This window comes from Streptomyces sp. NBC_00162 (assembly GCF_024611995.1).
In the GTDB taxonomy this organism is placed as follows: domain Bacteria; phylum Actinomycetota; class Actinomycetes; order Streptomycetales; family Streptomycetaceae; genus Streptomyces.
Window position 1 is genome coordinate 6950381 of record NZ_CP102509.1, and the last position, 13856, is coordinate 6964236.

At 64.5% G+C, this 13856-nt stretch carries 9 protein-coding genes and 3 rRNA genes; all 12 read left to right on the forward strand.

Going from position 1 to position 13856, the window contains the following annotated elements; translation table 11 throughout:
- Positions 1 to 17 precede the first annotated feature (17 nt).
- The 12 genes from JIW86_RS32300 to JIW86_RS32355 all read left to right on the forward strand — a co-directional run bounded on the left by JIW86_RS32300 (position 18) and on the right by JIW86_RS32355 (position 13856).
- A 16S ribosomal RNA gene (locus JIW86_RS32300) occupies positions 18 to 1542 on the forward strand.
- Between the two features lie 283 nt (positions 1543 to 1825).
- A 23S ribosomal RNA gene (locus JIW86_RS32305) occupies positions 1826 to 4948 on the forward strand.
- A gap of 77 nt (positions 4949 to 5025) precedes the next feature.
- Positions 5026 to 5142: ribosomal RNA gene (rrf, locus tag JIW86_RS32310) — 5S ribosomal RNA — on the forward strand.
- Together the 16S, 23S and 5S rRNA genes form the textbook arrangement of a ribosomal RNA operon.
- Positions 5143 to 5280: 138 nt before the next feature.
- Entirely contained in the window at positions 5281 to 5871 is a 591-nt protein-coding gene (locus tag JIW86_RS32315; RefSeq protein ID WP_257557375.1) for a CDP-alcohol phosphatidyltransferase family protein, read from the forward strand.
- 99 nt (positions 5872 to 5970) lie between these two features.
- Entirely contained in the window at positions 5971 to 8466 is a 2496-nt protein-coding gene (locus tag JIW86_RS32320; protein WP_215149691.1) for a mannose-1-phosphate guanyltransferase, read from the forward strand.
- A gap of 102 nt (positions 8467 to 8568) precedes the next feature.
- Positions 8569 to 9474, forward strand: coding sequence for a DUF881 domain-containing protein (locus JIW86_RS32325; protein WP_257559520.1), 906 nt, complete (start codon positions 8569 to 8571; stop codon positions 9472 to 9474).
- Positions 9471 to 9803 carry a small basic family protein gene (locus JIW86_RS32330; protein WP_007262894.1) on the forward strand — a complete coding sequence of 111 codons (333 nt, stop codon included), beginning with the start codon at positions 9471 to 9473 and terminating at the stop codon, positions 9801 to 9803. Before JIW86_RS32325 ends, JIW86_RS32330 begins: the two co-directional genes overlap by 4 nt.
- 5 nt (positions 9804 to 9808) lie before the next feature.
- Positions 9809 to 10660 (forward strand): DUF881 domain-containing protein, encoded by an 852-nt coding sequence (locus JIW86_RS32335; protein ID WP_257557379.1) that lies wholly within the window; start codon positions 9809 to 9811, stop codon positions 10658 to 10660.
- 486 nt (positions 10661 to 11146) lie between these two features.
- The gene (locus tag JIW86_RS41740) at positions 11147 to 11689 is read left to right on the forward strand and encodes an FHA domain-containing protein (RefSeq protein WP_285444627.1); all 543 of its coding nucleotides are present in this window, start codon (positions 11147 to 11149) and stop codon (positions 11687 to 11689) included.
- A gap of 48 nt (positions 11690 to 11737) precedes the next feature.
- Positions 11738 to 12511, forward strand: a complete 774-nt coding sequence (locus tag JIW86_RS32345; protein WP_257557380.1) for a MerR family transcriptional regulator — start codon at positions 11738 to 11740, stop codon at positions 12509 to 12511.
- A gap of 52 nt (positions 12512 to 12563) precedes the next feature.
- Complete coding sequence (locus JIW86_RS32350; protein ID WP_030009777.1) at positions 12564 to 13037, forward strand: bifunctional nuclease family protein; 474 nt, start codon at positions 12564 to 12566, stop codon at positions 13035 to 13037.
- 180 nt (positions 13038 to 13217) lie between these two features.
- Positions 13218 to 13856 (forward strand): MerR family transcriptional regulator, encoded by a 639-nt coding sequence (locus JIW86_RS32355; RefSeq protein WP_215149695.1) that lies wholly within the window; start codon positions 13218 to 13220, stop codon positions 13854 to 13856.

Genomic DNA, 13856 nt, shown 5'->3' on the forward strand with positions numbered 1-13856 from the left:
CCGATTACGGGTAAACATTCATGGAGAGTTTGATCCTGGCTCAGGACGAACGCTGGCGGCGTGCTTAACACATGCAAGTCGAACGATGAAGCCCTTCGGGGTGGATTAGTGGCGAACGGGTGAGTAACACGTGGGCAATCTGCCCTTCACTCTGGGACAAGCCCTGGAAACGGGGTCTAATACCGGATACCACTCCTGCCTGCATGGGCAGGGGTTGAAAGCTCCGGCGGTGAAGGATGAGCCCGCGGCCTATCAGCTTGTTGGTGGGGTAATGGCCCACCAAGGCGACGACGGGTAGCCGGCCTGAGAGGGCGACCGGCCACACTGGGACTGAGACACGGCCCAGACTCCTACGGGAGGCAGCAGTGGGGAATATTGCACAATGGGCGAAAGCCTGATGCAGCGACGCCGCGTGAGGGATGACGGCCTTCGGGTTGTAAACCTCTTTCAGCAGGGAAGAAGCGAAAGTGACGGTACCTGCAGAAGAAGCGCCGGCTAACTACGTGCCAGCAGCCGCGGTAATACGTAGGGCGCAAGCGTTGTCCGGAATTATTGGGCGTAAAGAGCTCGTAGGCGGCTTGTCACGTCGGATGTGAAAGCCCGAGGCTTAACCTCGGGTCTGCATTCGATACGGGCTAGCTAGAGTGTGGTAGGGGAGATCGGAATTCCTGGTGTAGCGGTGAAATGCGCAGATATCAGGAGGAACACCGGTGGCGAAGGCGGATCTCTGGGCCATTACTGACGCTGAGGAGCGAAAGCGTGGGGAGCGAACAGGATTAGATACCCTGGTAGTCCACGCCGTAAACGTTGGGAACTAGGTGTTGGCGACATTCCACGTCGTCGGTGCCGCAGCTAACGCATTAAGTTCCCCGCCTGGGGAGTACGGCCGCAAGGCTAAAACTCAAAGGAATTGACGGGGGCCCGCACAAGCGGCGGAGCATGTGGCTTAATTCGACGCAACGCGAAGAACCTTACCAAGGCTTGACATATACCGGAAAGCATTAGAGATAGTGCCCCCCTTGTGGTCGGTATACAGGTGGTGCATGGCTGTCGTCAGCTCGTGTCGTGAGATGTTGGGTTAAGTCCCGCAACGAGCGCAACCCTTGTCCTGTGTTGCCAGCATGCCCTTCGGGGTGATGGGGACTCACAGGAGACCGCCGGGGTCAACTCGGAGGAAGGTGGGGACGACGTCAAGTCATCATGCCCCTTATGTCTTGGGCTGCACACGTGCTACAATGGCCGGTACAATGAGCTGCGATACCGTGAGGTGGAGCGAATCTCAAAAAGCCGGTCTCAGTTCGGATTGGGGTCTGCAACTCGACCCCATGAAGTCGGAGTCGCTAGTAATCGCAGATCAGCATTGCTGCGGTGAATACGTTCCCGGGCCTTGTACACACCGCCCGTCACGTCACGAAAGTCGGTAACACCCGAAGCCGGTGGCCCAACCCGTAAGGGAGGGAGCTGTCGAAGGTGGGACTGGCGATTGGGACGAAGTCGTAACAAGGTAGCCGTACCGGAAGGTGCGGCTGGATCACCTCCTTTCTAAGGAGCACAGTACCGATTGCAGACAAATGTTCTGCACGGTCAGCTCATGGGTGGAACGTTGATTATTTGGCACGGTTTCTGAAACTTCCTGTGAGTACTGCTTCGGCGTGGAAAACAGTGACAGTGGACGGGATCGTGTCTGGCACGTTGTTGGGTCCTGAAGGTACGGCCGTGAGGTCATGTCTTCAGTGCCGGCCCCAGTGAACTCACTAGCTTGTCTGGTGGGGTGATGGGTGGCTGGTCGTTGTTTGAGAACTACACAGTGGACGCGAGCATCTGTGGCCAAGTTTTTAAGGGCGCACGGTGGATGCCTTGGCACCAGGAACCGATGAAGGACGTGAGAGGCCGCGATAGGCCCCGGGGAGCTGCCAACTGAGCTTTGATCCGGGGGTGTCCGAATGGGGAAACCCGGCAGTCGTCATGGGCTGTCACCCATGCCTGAACACATAGGGCATGTGGAGGGAACGCGGGGAAGTGAAACATCTCAGTACCCGCAGGAAGAGAAAACAACCGTGATTCCGGGAGTAGTGGCGAGCGAAACCGGATGAGGCCAAACCGTATGCGTGTGATACCCGGCAGGGGTTGCGCATGCGGGGTTGTGGGAATTCTTTTGATCGGTCTGCCGGCCGGTCGGCGAGTCAGAAACCGTTGATGTAGTCGAAGGACATGCGAAAGGTCCGGCGTAGAGGGTAAGACCCCCGTAGACGAAACATCAGCGGCTTGCTTAAGAATCTCCCAAGTAGCACGGGGCCCGAGAAATCCCGTGTGAATCTGGCGGGACCACCCGCTAAGCCTAAATATTCCCTGGTGACCGATAGCGGATAGTACCGTGAGGGAATGGTGAAAAGTACCGCGGGAGCGGAGTGAAATAGTACCTGAAACCGTGTGCCTACAAGCCGTGGGAGCGTCGCCGTTGTTCTTCGGAACAACGGTCGTGACTGCGTGCCTTTTGAAGAATGAGCCTGCGAGTTAGCGGTGTGTAGCGAGGTTAACCCGTGTGGGGAAGCCGTAGCGAAAGCGAGTCCGAATAGGGCGATTGAGTTGCACGCTCTAGACCCGAAGCGGAGTGATCTAGCCATGGGCAGGTTGAAGCGGAGGTAAGACTTCGTGGAGGACCGAACCCACCAGGGTTGAAAACCTGGGGGATGACCTGTGGTTAGGGGTGAAAGGCCAATCAAACTCCGTGATAGCTGGTTCTCCCCGAAATGCATTTAGGTGCAGCGTCGTGTGTTTCTTGCCGGAGGTAGAGCACTGGATAGGCGATGGGCCCTACCGGGTTACTGACCTTAGCCAAACTCCGAATGCCGGTAAGTGAGAGCACGGCAGTGAGACTGTGGGGGATAAGCTCCATGGTCGAGAGGGAAACAGCCCAGAGCATCGACTAAGGCCCCTAAGCGTACGCTAAGTGGGAAAGGATGTGGAGTCGCAGAGACAACCAGGAGGTTGGCTTAGAAGCAGCCACCCTTGAAAGAGTGCGTAATAGCTCACTGGTCAAGTGATTCCGCGCCGACAATGTAGCGGGGCTCAAGCGTACCGCCGAAGTCGTGTCATTGCAGCAATAGGGCCAACGCCCGCTGTGATGGGTAGGGGAGCGTCGTGTGCCGGGTGAAGCAGCAGCGGAAGCTAGTTGTGGACGGTTCACGAGTGAGAATGCAGGCATGAGTAGCGATACACACGTGAGAAACGTGTGCGCCGATTGACTAAGGGTTCCTGGGTCAAGCTGATCTGCCCAGGGTAAGTCGGGACCTAAGGCGAGGCCGACAGGCGTAGTCGATGGACAACCGGTTGATATTCCGGTACCCGCTTTGAAACGCCCAATATCGAATCAGGCGATGCTAAGTCCGTGAAGCCGTTCCGGACCCTTCGGGGAAAGGAAAGTGGTGGAGCCGACGAACCAGACTTGTAGTAGGTAAGCGATGGGGTGACGCAGGAAGGTAGTCCAGCCCGGGCGGTGGTAGTCCCGGGGTAAGGGTGTAGGCCGAGGGGTAGGCAAATCCGTCCCTCATTAAGGCTGAGACCTGATGCCGAGCCGATTGTGGTGAAGTGGATGATCCTATGCTGTCGAGAAAAGCCTCTAGCGAGTTTCATGGCGGCCCGTACCCTAAACCGACTCAGGTGGTCAGGTAGAGAATACCGAGGCGTTCGGGTGAACTATGGTTAAGGAACTCGGCAAAATGCCCCCGTAACTTCGGGAGAAGGGGGGCCATCACTGGTGAGGGAACTTGCTTCCTGAGCTGGGGGTGGCCGCAGAGACCAGCGAGAAGCGACTGTTTACTAAAAACACAGGTCCGTGCGAAGCCGTAAGGCGATGTATACGGACTGACGCCTGCCCGGTGCTGGAACGTTAAGGGGACCGGTTAGTGCGCTTTCGGGCGTGCGAAGCTGAGAACTTAAGCGCCAGTAAACGGCGGTGGTAACTATAACCATCCTAAGGTAGCGAAATTCCTTGTCGGGTAAGTTCCGACCTGCACGAATGGCGTAACGACTTCTCGACTGTCTCAACCATAGGCCCGGTGAAATTGCACTACGAGTAAAGATGCTCGTTTCGCGCAGCAGGACGGAAAGACCCCGGGACCTTTACTATAGTTTGATATTGGTGTTCGGTTCGGCTTGTGTAGGATAGGTGGGAGACTTTGAAACCCCAACGCCAGTTGGGGTGGAGTCGCCGTTGAAATACCACTCTGGTCGTGCTGGATGTCTAACCTCGGTCCGTGATCCGGATCAGGGACAGTGTCTGATGGGTAGTTTAACTGGGGCGGTTGCCTCCCAAAGGGTAACGGAGGCGCCCAAAGGTTCCCTCAGCCTGGTTGGCAATCAGGTGTTGAGTGTAAGTGCACAAGGGAGCTTGACTGTGAGACCGACGGGTCGAGCAGGGACGAAAGTCGGGACTAGTGATCCGGCGGTGGCTTGTGGAAGCGCCGTCGCTCAACGGATAAAAGGTACCCCGGGGATAACAGGCTGATCTTCCCCAAGAGTCCATATCGACGGGATGGTTTGGCACCTCGATGTCGGCTCGTCGCATCCTGGGGCTGGAGTCGGTCCCAAGGGTTGGGCTGTTCGCCCATTAAAGCGGTACGCGAGCTGGGTTTAGAACGTCGTGAGACAGTTCGGTCCCTATCCGCTGTGCGCGTAGGAATATTGAGAAGGGCTGTCCCTAGTACGAGAGGACCGGGACGGACGAACCTCTGGTGTGCCAGTTGTCCTGCCAAGGGCATGGCTGGTTGGCTACGTTCGGGAGGGATAACCGCTGAAAGCATCTAAGCGGGAAGCCTGCTTCAAGATGAGTATTCCCACCTCCTTGAGAGGGTAAGGCTCCCAGTAGACGACTGGGTTGATAGGCCAGATGTGGAAGCCCGGTAACGGGTGAAGCTGACTGGTACTAATAGGCCGAGGGCTTGTCCTCAGTTGCTCGCGTCCACTGTGTTAGTTCTGAAATAACGAACAGCTGTGTCCATAGCCAGCGTTCAAATTTCATAGTGTTTCGGTGGTCATAGCGTTAGGGAAACGCCCGGTTACATTCCGAACCCGGAAGCTAAGCCTTTCAGCGCCGATGGTACTGCAGGGGGGACCCTGTGGGAGAGTAGGACGCCGCCGAACAATCATTGCGGGAAGCCCCGCACCAAACCCTTACGGGTTCGGTGCGGGGCTTTTCTGCGTTCAGGACACGTGTGCGGTCTCCTGTAGGGTCAAGGGACATCGAACGACCATTTCTACCGTCACAGTGGAGGCCCCCGGGTGGAGGTCCAGGAGACTCGGGTTCAGACTGACCGAATTTTCACCATTCCGAACGTCCTGAGCATGGCTCGCCTGGCCGGCGTGCCCCTGTTCCTGTGGCTGATCCTCGCCGAGTACGACGGGTGGGCCCTGGCCGTCCTCATGCTCAGCGGGATCAGTGACTACCTCGACGGGAAGCTCGCCCGGCGCTGGAATCAGATCAGCAAGCTCGGCCGGCTGCTGGATCCGGCCGCGGACAGGCTGTACATCCTGTCGACGCTCTTCGGTCTGACCTATCGCGAGATTCTGCCGCTGTGGCTCACGGGGGCCCTGCTCGCACGCGAGCTGATGTTGCTGGTCATGGTGTGGATCCTGCGCCGCCACGGCTATCCGCCGCCGCAGGTCAACTTCCTCGGCAAGGCCGCGACCTTCAACCTGATGTACGCGTTCCCCTTGCTGCTGCTCAGTGACGGCACGGGTTGGTTGGCCTGGACGGGGTCAGTTTTCGGATGGGCGTTCGCCGGATGGGGTACAACCCTCTATTGGTGGGCAGGAATCCTTTACGTGGTTCAAGTCCGCCGTCTCGTGAAGGCGGACGCCACGGCCGATTGAGCTCGTCAGGCGCCGGATGACGCGGAGGAGTTGCGGAGTCACCGTCCGAGACGGGTGGGGTCGGCTCGACCGTCATCTCTCTAGGAGGACTCTTCCGACATGAAGGCCGTCGTGATGGCCGGTGGCGAAGGTACGCGTCTTCGCCCCATGACCTCGAGCATGCCCAAGCCGCTCCTGCCGGTGGCCAACCGGCCGATCATGGAGCACGTGCTGAGGCTGCTCAAGCGCCATGGGCTCAGCGAGACCGTGGTCACCGTGCAGTTCCTGGCGTCGCTCGTCAAGAACTACTTCGGGGATGGCGAAGAGCTCGGAATGGAGCTCACCTATGCCAACGAGGAGAAGCCACTCGGCACCGCCGGCAGTGTGAAGAACGCCGAGGAAGCCTTGAAGGATGACGCCTTCGTCGTCATTTCCGGCGATGCGCTCACCGACTTCGACCTCACCGATCTGATCCGCTTCCACAAGGAGAAGGGCGCACTCGTCACGGTGTGCCTCACCCGGGTGCCGAACCCACTGGAATTCGGCATCACGATCGTGGACGAGGAGGGCAAGGTCGAGCGCTTCCTCGAGAAGCCGACCTGGGGCCAGGTCTTCTCCGACACGGTCAACACCGGCATCTACGTCATGGAGCCCGAGGTCTTCGACTACGTGGACCCGGACGTCTCGGTGGACTGGTCCGGTGACGTGTTCCCGCAGCTCATGAAGGAAGGCCGGCCGATCTACGGCTACGTGGCCGAGGGCTACTGGGAGGACGTCGGCACGCACGAGAGCTACGTCAAGGCGCAGGCCGACGTGCTCGAGGGCAAGGTCGAGGTCGAGATGGACGGCTTCGAGATCTCGCCCGGGGTGTGGATCGCCGAAGGGGCCGAGGTCAGCCCGGACGCGGTGTTGCGCGGGCCCCTGTACATCGGGGACTACGCCAAGATCGAGGCCGGGGTCGAGATCCGCGAGCACACGGTCATCGGGTCGAACGTCGTCGTCAAGAGCGGTGCCTTCCTGCACCGGGCCGTCGTCCACGACAACGTGTACATCGGGCCCCACAGCAATCTCCGCGGCTGTGTCATCGGCAAGAACACCGACATCATGCGGGCCGCGCGGATCGAGGACGGCGCCGTCATCGGGGACGAGTGCCTCGTCGGTGAGGAATCGATTGTCCAGGGCAACGTTCGGGTCTACCCGTTCAAGACGATCGAGGCCGGCGCCTTCGTCAACACGTCGGTCATCTGGGAGTCGCGCGGACAGGCGCATCTTTTCGGGGCGCGCGGGGTCTCCGGAATCCTGAACGTGGAGATCACCCCCGAGCTGGTGGTCCGGCTCGCCGGCGCCTATGCGACGACCCTGAAGAAGGGCGCGACGGTCACCACCGCGCGTGACCACTCCCGAGGCGCGAGAGCGCTCAAGCGGGCGGTGATCTCGGCGCTCCAGGCCAGCGCCATCAACGTACGCGACCTGGAGAACGTACCGCTGCCCGTGGCGCGGCAGCAGACCGCACGCGGTAGCGCGGGCGGGATCGTGCTGCGGACCTCGCCCGGTGTGCCGGACTCCGTCGACATCATGTTCCTGGACGAGCGCGGGGCGGACCTCTCGCTCCAGCAGCAGCGCAAGCTCGACCGGGTGTACGCGCGCCAGGAGTACCGGCGGGCGTTCCCCGGAGAGATCGGCGACCTGCAGTTCCCGGGCAGCGTCTTCGACGCCTACACCGGCTCGCTGCTGCGGAGGGTCGACACCACCGGGATCGCCGACGCCGGGCTCAAGGTGGTCGTGGACGCCTCCAACGGCAGCGCCGGGCTCGTGCTGCCCAGCCTGCTGGGCCGGCTCGGTGTGGACGCGCTGACGATCAATCCCGGACTCGACGAATCCAGGCCGACGGAGACCGCCGAGTCCCGGCGGGCCGGGCTGGTGCGGCTCGGGGAGATCGTGGCCTCGGCGCGGGCCGCCTTCGGCGTGCGCTTCGACCCGGTCGGAGAGCGGATCTCCCTGGTGGACGAGCGCGGGCGGATCATCGAGGACGACCGGGCCCTGCTGGTGATGCTCGACCTGGTGGCCGCGGCCAAGCGCAGCGGCAAGGTCGCGCTGCCGGTGACCACCACGCGCGTCGCCGAGCAGGTGGCCGCGTACCACGGCACGCAGGTGGAGTGGACGACGACCTCGCCCGACGACCTGACCCGGGTGGGCCGTGCGGAGAACACCATCTTCGGCGGGGACGGCCGCGGCGGGTTCATCGTTCCGGAGTTCAGCAGCGTCTTCGACGGGTCCGCGGCCTTCGTGCAGCTGCTCGGGCTGGTGGCTCGTACGCAGCTCACTCTCAGCCAGATAGACGCGAGGATTCCGCGGGCGCACGTGCTCAAGCGGGACGTGCCGACGCCGTGGGCGGTGAAGGGGCTCGTGATGCGCCGCGTCGTGGAGGCGGCGGGCGACCGGCAGGTGGACACCACCGACGGGGTGCGGGTCGTGGAGGCCGACGGGCGCTGGGCGCTGGTCCTGCCGGACCCGGCAGAAGCGGTCACCCACCTGTGGGCCGAAGGTCCCGACGACGCTTCGGCGCAGGCCCTGCTCGACGAGTGGGCGGGCGTGGTGGACGGCGCCGGGCACTGAGTGCCGCGCGAGGACCAAAGTCCCGGGGGCCGGGCGGGGAGGGTTCCCCGCCCGGTCTCGCGGGACGGGCGCATTCGGTGTGTGCGCCGCCGACATGCGACGATGTGCGGCATGTCGCAGCCGCCCCACAACCGGAGTTCGGCGTCTCCTGCGCCCGCGCGCCCGGACGCCTCCATGTCGCTGCTGACGCACGTGATGGACCACAGTCTCGACGAGGGCTATGCGGAGTCCGCGGCCCGGCGTGAGGCGGAGGGTACGGCGGGCCTCCCGCGCACCCTCAAGGCCAAACTGGGGCTCGCCGCCGGTCTCGTGCTCGCCGCCATGGTCGTCACGCTGGGTGCCGCGGAGGCGCGCATAGCCGCGCCGGTGCTGGCCAAGGAACGTCAGGAGCTGATCGACCGCGTGCAGCGGGCCGACGAGCGCGCGGACGGTCTGGAGCGGGACATCGAGCGGCTGCGGACCGATGTCGAGGACCGCCAGCGGGCCGCGCTCAAGCAGCCCGGCAGCGGCCAGGGCGAGCTCGTCGCGTTGCTGTCCGGTGCCACGGAGGTGCGCGGTCCCGGGATCAAGCTGGTCGTGGACGACGCGAAGGGCGCCTCGTCGGGCGGCGGCGGACCGCGTGAGAGCACCGGCTTCTCGGACACCGGCCGGCTCCGCGACCGCGATATGCAGAAGATCGTCAACGGGCTGTGGCAGTCCGGGGCGGAGGCCGTCTCCATCAACGGGCAGCGGCTGACGTCGCTGTCGGCGATCAGGGCCGCGGGTGACGCGATACTGGTCGACAACAGGCCGTTGGTGCCGCCGTACGAAGTGCTGGCGGTGGGGGACAAGAAGCGGCTCGGCACCGCGTTCCAGGACTCGGCGGACGGCCAGTACCTGCACGTGCTGCAGGAGAGCTACGGGATCCGCTACACCCTGTCCGCCGCGGACGAGGTGCGGTTGCCGGCCGCGTCGAGCCTGACCGTACGTACAGCTACAGCAGCAGAGCAGCAGAAGGGTGCATCGTGATCGCGGTACTGGGCCTCTTGGCCGGAGTGGTGGTCGGACTTCTGGTCCGGCCCGAAGTACCGGCCGTGGTGGAGCCTTATCTGCCGATCGCCGTGGTGGCGGCGCTGGACGCGGTGTTCGGGGGCTTGCGCGCCATGCTGGACGGCATCTTCGTGGACAAGGTCTTCGTGGTGTCGTTCCTGTCGAACGTGGTCGTGGCCGCGCTGATCGTCTTCCTCGGCGACAAGCTGGGAGTCGGCTCGCAGCTGTCCACGGGCGTGGTCGTGGTCCTCGGCATTCGCATCTTCTCCAATGCCGCGGCCATTCGCCGGCACGTGTTCCGGGCGTGAGGCCGATGAGTACGAACGACACTCCGCCGGAGCGGTCCGAGGGGCCGACGGGGCCCGAGGGCTCCGGGACTCCCGTTCCGCCCAGCGCGCCCGCGTCGCCCGAGCCGGTGGCTCCGCCCGAGCCAGTGGCTCCGCCCGAGGAGACGGGCCGGCAGCGGCTCGCGGCCGGGCTGTGGCCGCCGCGGGTGAGCCGGGCCCAGTTGATCGTCGCGCTGCTGCTGTTCGTCCTGGGCCTCGGGCTGGCCATCCAGGTGAGGTCGACCAGTGACTCCAGTGCGCTGCGCGGGGCCCGCCAGGAGGACCTCGTACGGATCCTCGACGAGCTGGACGGGCGGACCAAGCGCCTGGAGGACGAGAAGCAGCGGCTGGAAGATCAGCGCAAGGAGCTGGAGAGCAGCTCCAACCAGGCCGAGGAGGCCCGGAAGCAGACCGTGGAGAAGGAGCGCCAACTCGGCATCCTGGCCGGTACGGTGGCAGCCCAGGGGCCTGGTATCACGCTGAAGATCACCGACCCCAAGGGCCTGGTGCGGTCCGACCAGTTGCTGGACACGCTTCAGGAGCTGCGGGCGGCCGGGGCCGAGGCGATCCAGATCAACGGTGTGCGCGTGGTGGCGGGCTCGTACTTCTCGGACGAGAACGGCGGGGTCGGGATCGACGGTAAGAAGATCACACAGCCCTACGAGTTCAGGGTGATCGGCAAGCCGCAGGATCTTGAGCCCGCGCTCAACATCCCCGGCGGCGTCGTCCAGACACTGGAGAAGGAACAGGCCACCGTCGCCGTCACACGGTCGGCGAAGATCATTGTGGATGCCTTGCGTGCTGCGAAGCAGCCTGACTACGCTCGGTCGTCATCGTGAGGAAGCGGAGCGGAGTGTGGAGCGGCTCACGCGGGCGGATGCCTGCGGGGGGTCGGCGCACCGAAGTCGCGGTGCGTGGTGGAAACTGTCTGGTGGTTACGGACGTTGTGAGAATGTCCGGGTCGGCAGGTTGTGCATTCGGAGTTCGTCCTGCCCCACGGGCGGGTCTGTTTCGGTCAAGGGGAATCGCCCGTGAAGTTGTTTGAGAAGTTGTTCGGCAAGAAGAACCGCGAGGAAAGCGGTCCGGCACGTCACCGTGCCGGGCACGGCGATGTGGAAGGGCAGGGCGACCGGCCGCTCTTCCGCGACGAGGTCGCGGGCGGGGGTGACATTTCGGGCGGCCACGGCGCGTCGTCTGTTGACCCTGCTGGTACCGGACGCATAGGTTTCGGTGAACCATCAACCTCAAGTACGGGTGGAGGGTTTGCCCCCGATCCGTATGCCACCAATGCCTCCGCGGGGCAGCCGCGGCGCGAGGAGCCGTCCATGTCGGCCGAGCAGGTTTGCAGCAGGTGCGGACACCGCAGCGATGCGGCCAGCCGCTTCTGCTCCAACTGCGGCGCGCCGCTGCGGGCGGGTCTGACGCCGGAGCGTGCCTCGGAGACCACGTCCACCATCTCGATCTCGGGCCTCGAGGCCTACGAGGCCGAGGTGTCCGGACAAGCGCACGTGTCGTCCTCGCTGTCCCCCGAGGCCCAGGCCGCGGTGGAAGCGCTGCCTCCGGGTTCCGCCCTGCTCATCGTGCGGCGCGGTCCCAACTCCGGTAGCCGCTTCCTGCTGGACGGTGAGCTGACCACGGCGGGCCGGCACCCGCAGAGCGACATCTTCCTGGACGACGTCACCGTCTCCCGGCGCCATGTCGAATTCCGCAGGAGCCAGGAAGGCGGCTTCACCGTCGCCGACGTCGGCAGCCTCAACGGCACGTACGTGAACCGTGAGCCGATCGACTCCGTCGCCCTGCACAACGGCGACGAGGTGCAGATCGGCAAGTACCGGCTGGTCTTCTACGCGAGCCTGCGGGGCGTCTGACCTCCCCCAGACTCCGTCCGGGGGTGCCCCCACCAAGGGAAGGTCCCCATGCTGCGTACCCCGGCCGGCGGTGCCCCGAAGAACGGCACCGCCGGCACCGCCGGCCCGGCCGGGCGGCTGGTGAGCATCGGCACGGTGCTCACCACGCTGCGTGACGAGTTCCCCGAAGTTACGATCTCGAAGATCCGTTTCCTGGAGGCGGAGGGGCTCGTCGAGCCCCGGCGCACACCCTCCGGATACCGCAAGTTCAGCACCGAGGACGTGGAGCGCCTCGCGCGGATCCTGCGTCTGCAGCGCGATCACTACCTGCCGCTGAAGGTCATCCGCGAGCAGCTCGACGCTCTGGCCCGCGGAGAGCAGATCCGCATCCCGGCGCCCACGCCGCACGGGGAGTCGGTCGATCCCGAAGGGCCCGCGGCCGTCTACGGGGAGGTGGGCCGGGAGCGGCCCACCGTGGCCCGGGTGGGCCGTGCGGAGCTGATCGCGGCCGCCGGCGCGGACGAGGTCCAGCTCGTCGAATGGGAGTCGTACGGGCTGCTCGCCGAGGCTCCGGGCGGCGGATTCGACGCCGAAGCGATCACGGTGGCCCGGCTCGTGGCCGATCTGGGGCGGTTCGGGCTGGAGCCGCGGCACCTGCGCGCGATGAAGGCCGCCGCGGACCGGGAGGCGGGCCTGGTGGAGCAGGTCGTGGCGCCCCTGAGGCGGCACCGCAATCCGCAGACCAGGGCGCATGCCGAAGCCACGATGAAGGAGCTCGCGGGGCTTTCCGTACGGCTCCACGAGGCCCTGGTGCAGACCGCCCTCGGGGTCCGGCTGCCGTGAGGGAAAGGGCCCCGACTACCCAAACCTGCCGGGCAGGTCCTAGGGTTACTGTGTGAACGAGCTCGACGTTGTGGGTGTCCGGGTGGAAATGCCCTCCAACCAACCGATCGTGCTCCTGCGTGAAGTGGGAGGCGACCGGTACCTCCCCATCTGGATCGGTCCTGGGGAGGCGACCGCCATTGCCTTTGCGCAGCAGGGAATGGCCCCTGCCCGACCGCTGACGCACGACCTGTTCAAGGACGTGCTGGAGGCGATCGGCGAGGAACTCACCGAGGTCCGGATCACGGATCTGCGGGAGGGTGTCTTCTATGCGGAGCTCGTCTTCGCCAGCGGGGTCGAGGTGAGCGCGCGGCCTTCCGACGCCATAGCGCTGGCCCTGCGGACGGGGACGCCGATCTACGGCAGTGACGGTGTGCTCGACGACGCCGGGATCGCGATTCCGGACGAGCAGGAGGACGAGGTGGAGAAGTTCCGCGAGTTCCTCGACCAGATCTCGCCAGAGGACTTCGGTACCGGCCCGCAGTGAGACGCCGGCCGCGTCGTCCACCGGGAACGGTCAGCCCATTCGAGTAGCCTTTCCCCGCAAAGGGATACGGGAAACCACTCTCAGGGTGATTATCACTCGGCGTGCCGAGTGTGGCGATCGTTGACGCACCCCTGGTGACTGCCTACCTTCAAGGTGGCAGGTCAAGGACGGAGGGTCGGCGTGAGGATCACGGGCGACGGTACGACCGGGGGCATCCCCGCACGGAGTGACGGTGGACCGTACCCGCTGCACGGCAGTGCGGTCGGTTCCGCGCGCCGTCAGCCGGAGTCGACGCCGGTCGGACCGGTGGGCGGCGACCCGGCGCCCGAGCAGATCGGCTACCGCGGGCCGACGGCGTGTGCGGCGGCCGGCATCACGTACCGGCAGCTCGACTACTGGGCACGGACGGGGCTGGTGGAGCCGAGCGTGCGCCCCGCCTACGGTTCGGGGACGCAGCGGCTGTACAGCTTCCGCGATGTCGTGGTCCTCAAGATCGTCAAGCGCTTCCTGGACACCGGGGTGGCGCTGCAGAACATCCGTACGGCCGTGCAGCACCTGCGCGACCGGGGGTTCTCGGACCTCGAGCGGATGACGCTGATGAGCGACGGCGCCACGGTGTACGAGTGCACCTCGCCGGACCAGGTCGTGAGCCTGCTCCAGGGCGGTCAGGGTGTCTTCGGCATCGCCGTGGGCGTGGTGTGGCGCGACGTGGAGAACGCGCTGTCGCAGCTGCACGGGGAGCGCGTGGACACCGGCGAGACCCTGCTCGGGCACAACCCCGCGGACGAACTGGCCGCCCGCCGCAACCGGGCCGGTTGA

Coding starts and splice junctions, on each gene's coding strand:
- JIW86_RS32325 (WP_257559520.1), top strand. CDS start 8,569: ATGTGCGGCATGTCGCAGCCGCCCCACAACCGGAGTTCGGCGTCTCCT.
- JIW86_RS32320 (WP_215149691.1), top strand. CDS start 5,971: ATGAAGGCCGTCGTGATGGCCGGTGGCGAAGGTACGCGTCTTCGCCCC.
- JIW86_RS41740 (WP_285444627.1), top strand. CDS start 11,147: ATGTCGGCCGAGCAGGTTTGCAGCAGGTGCGGACACCGCAGCGATGCG.
- JIW86_RS32335 (WP_257557379.1), top strand. CDS start 9,809: ATGAGTACGAACGACACTCCGCCGGAGCGGTCCGAGGGGCCGACGGGG.
- JIW86_RS32345 (WP_257557380.1), top strand. CDS start 11,738: ATGCTGCGTACCCCGGCCGGCGGTGCCCCGAAGAACGGCACCGCCGGC.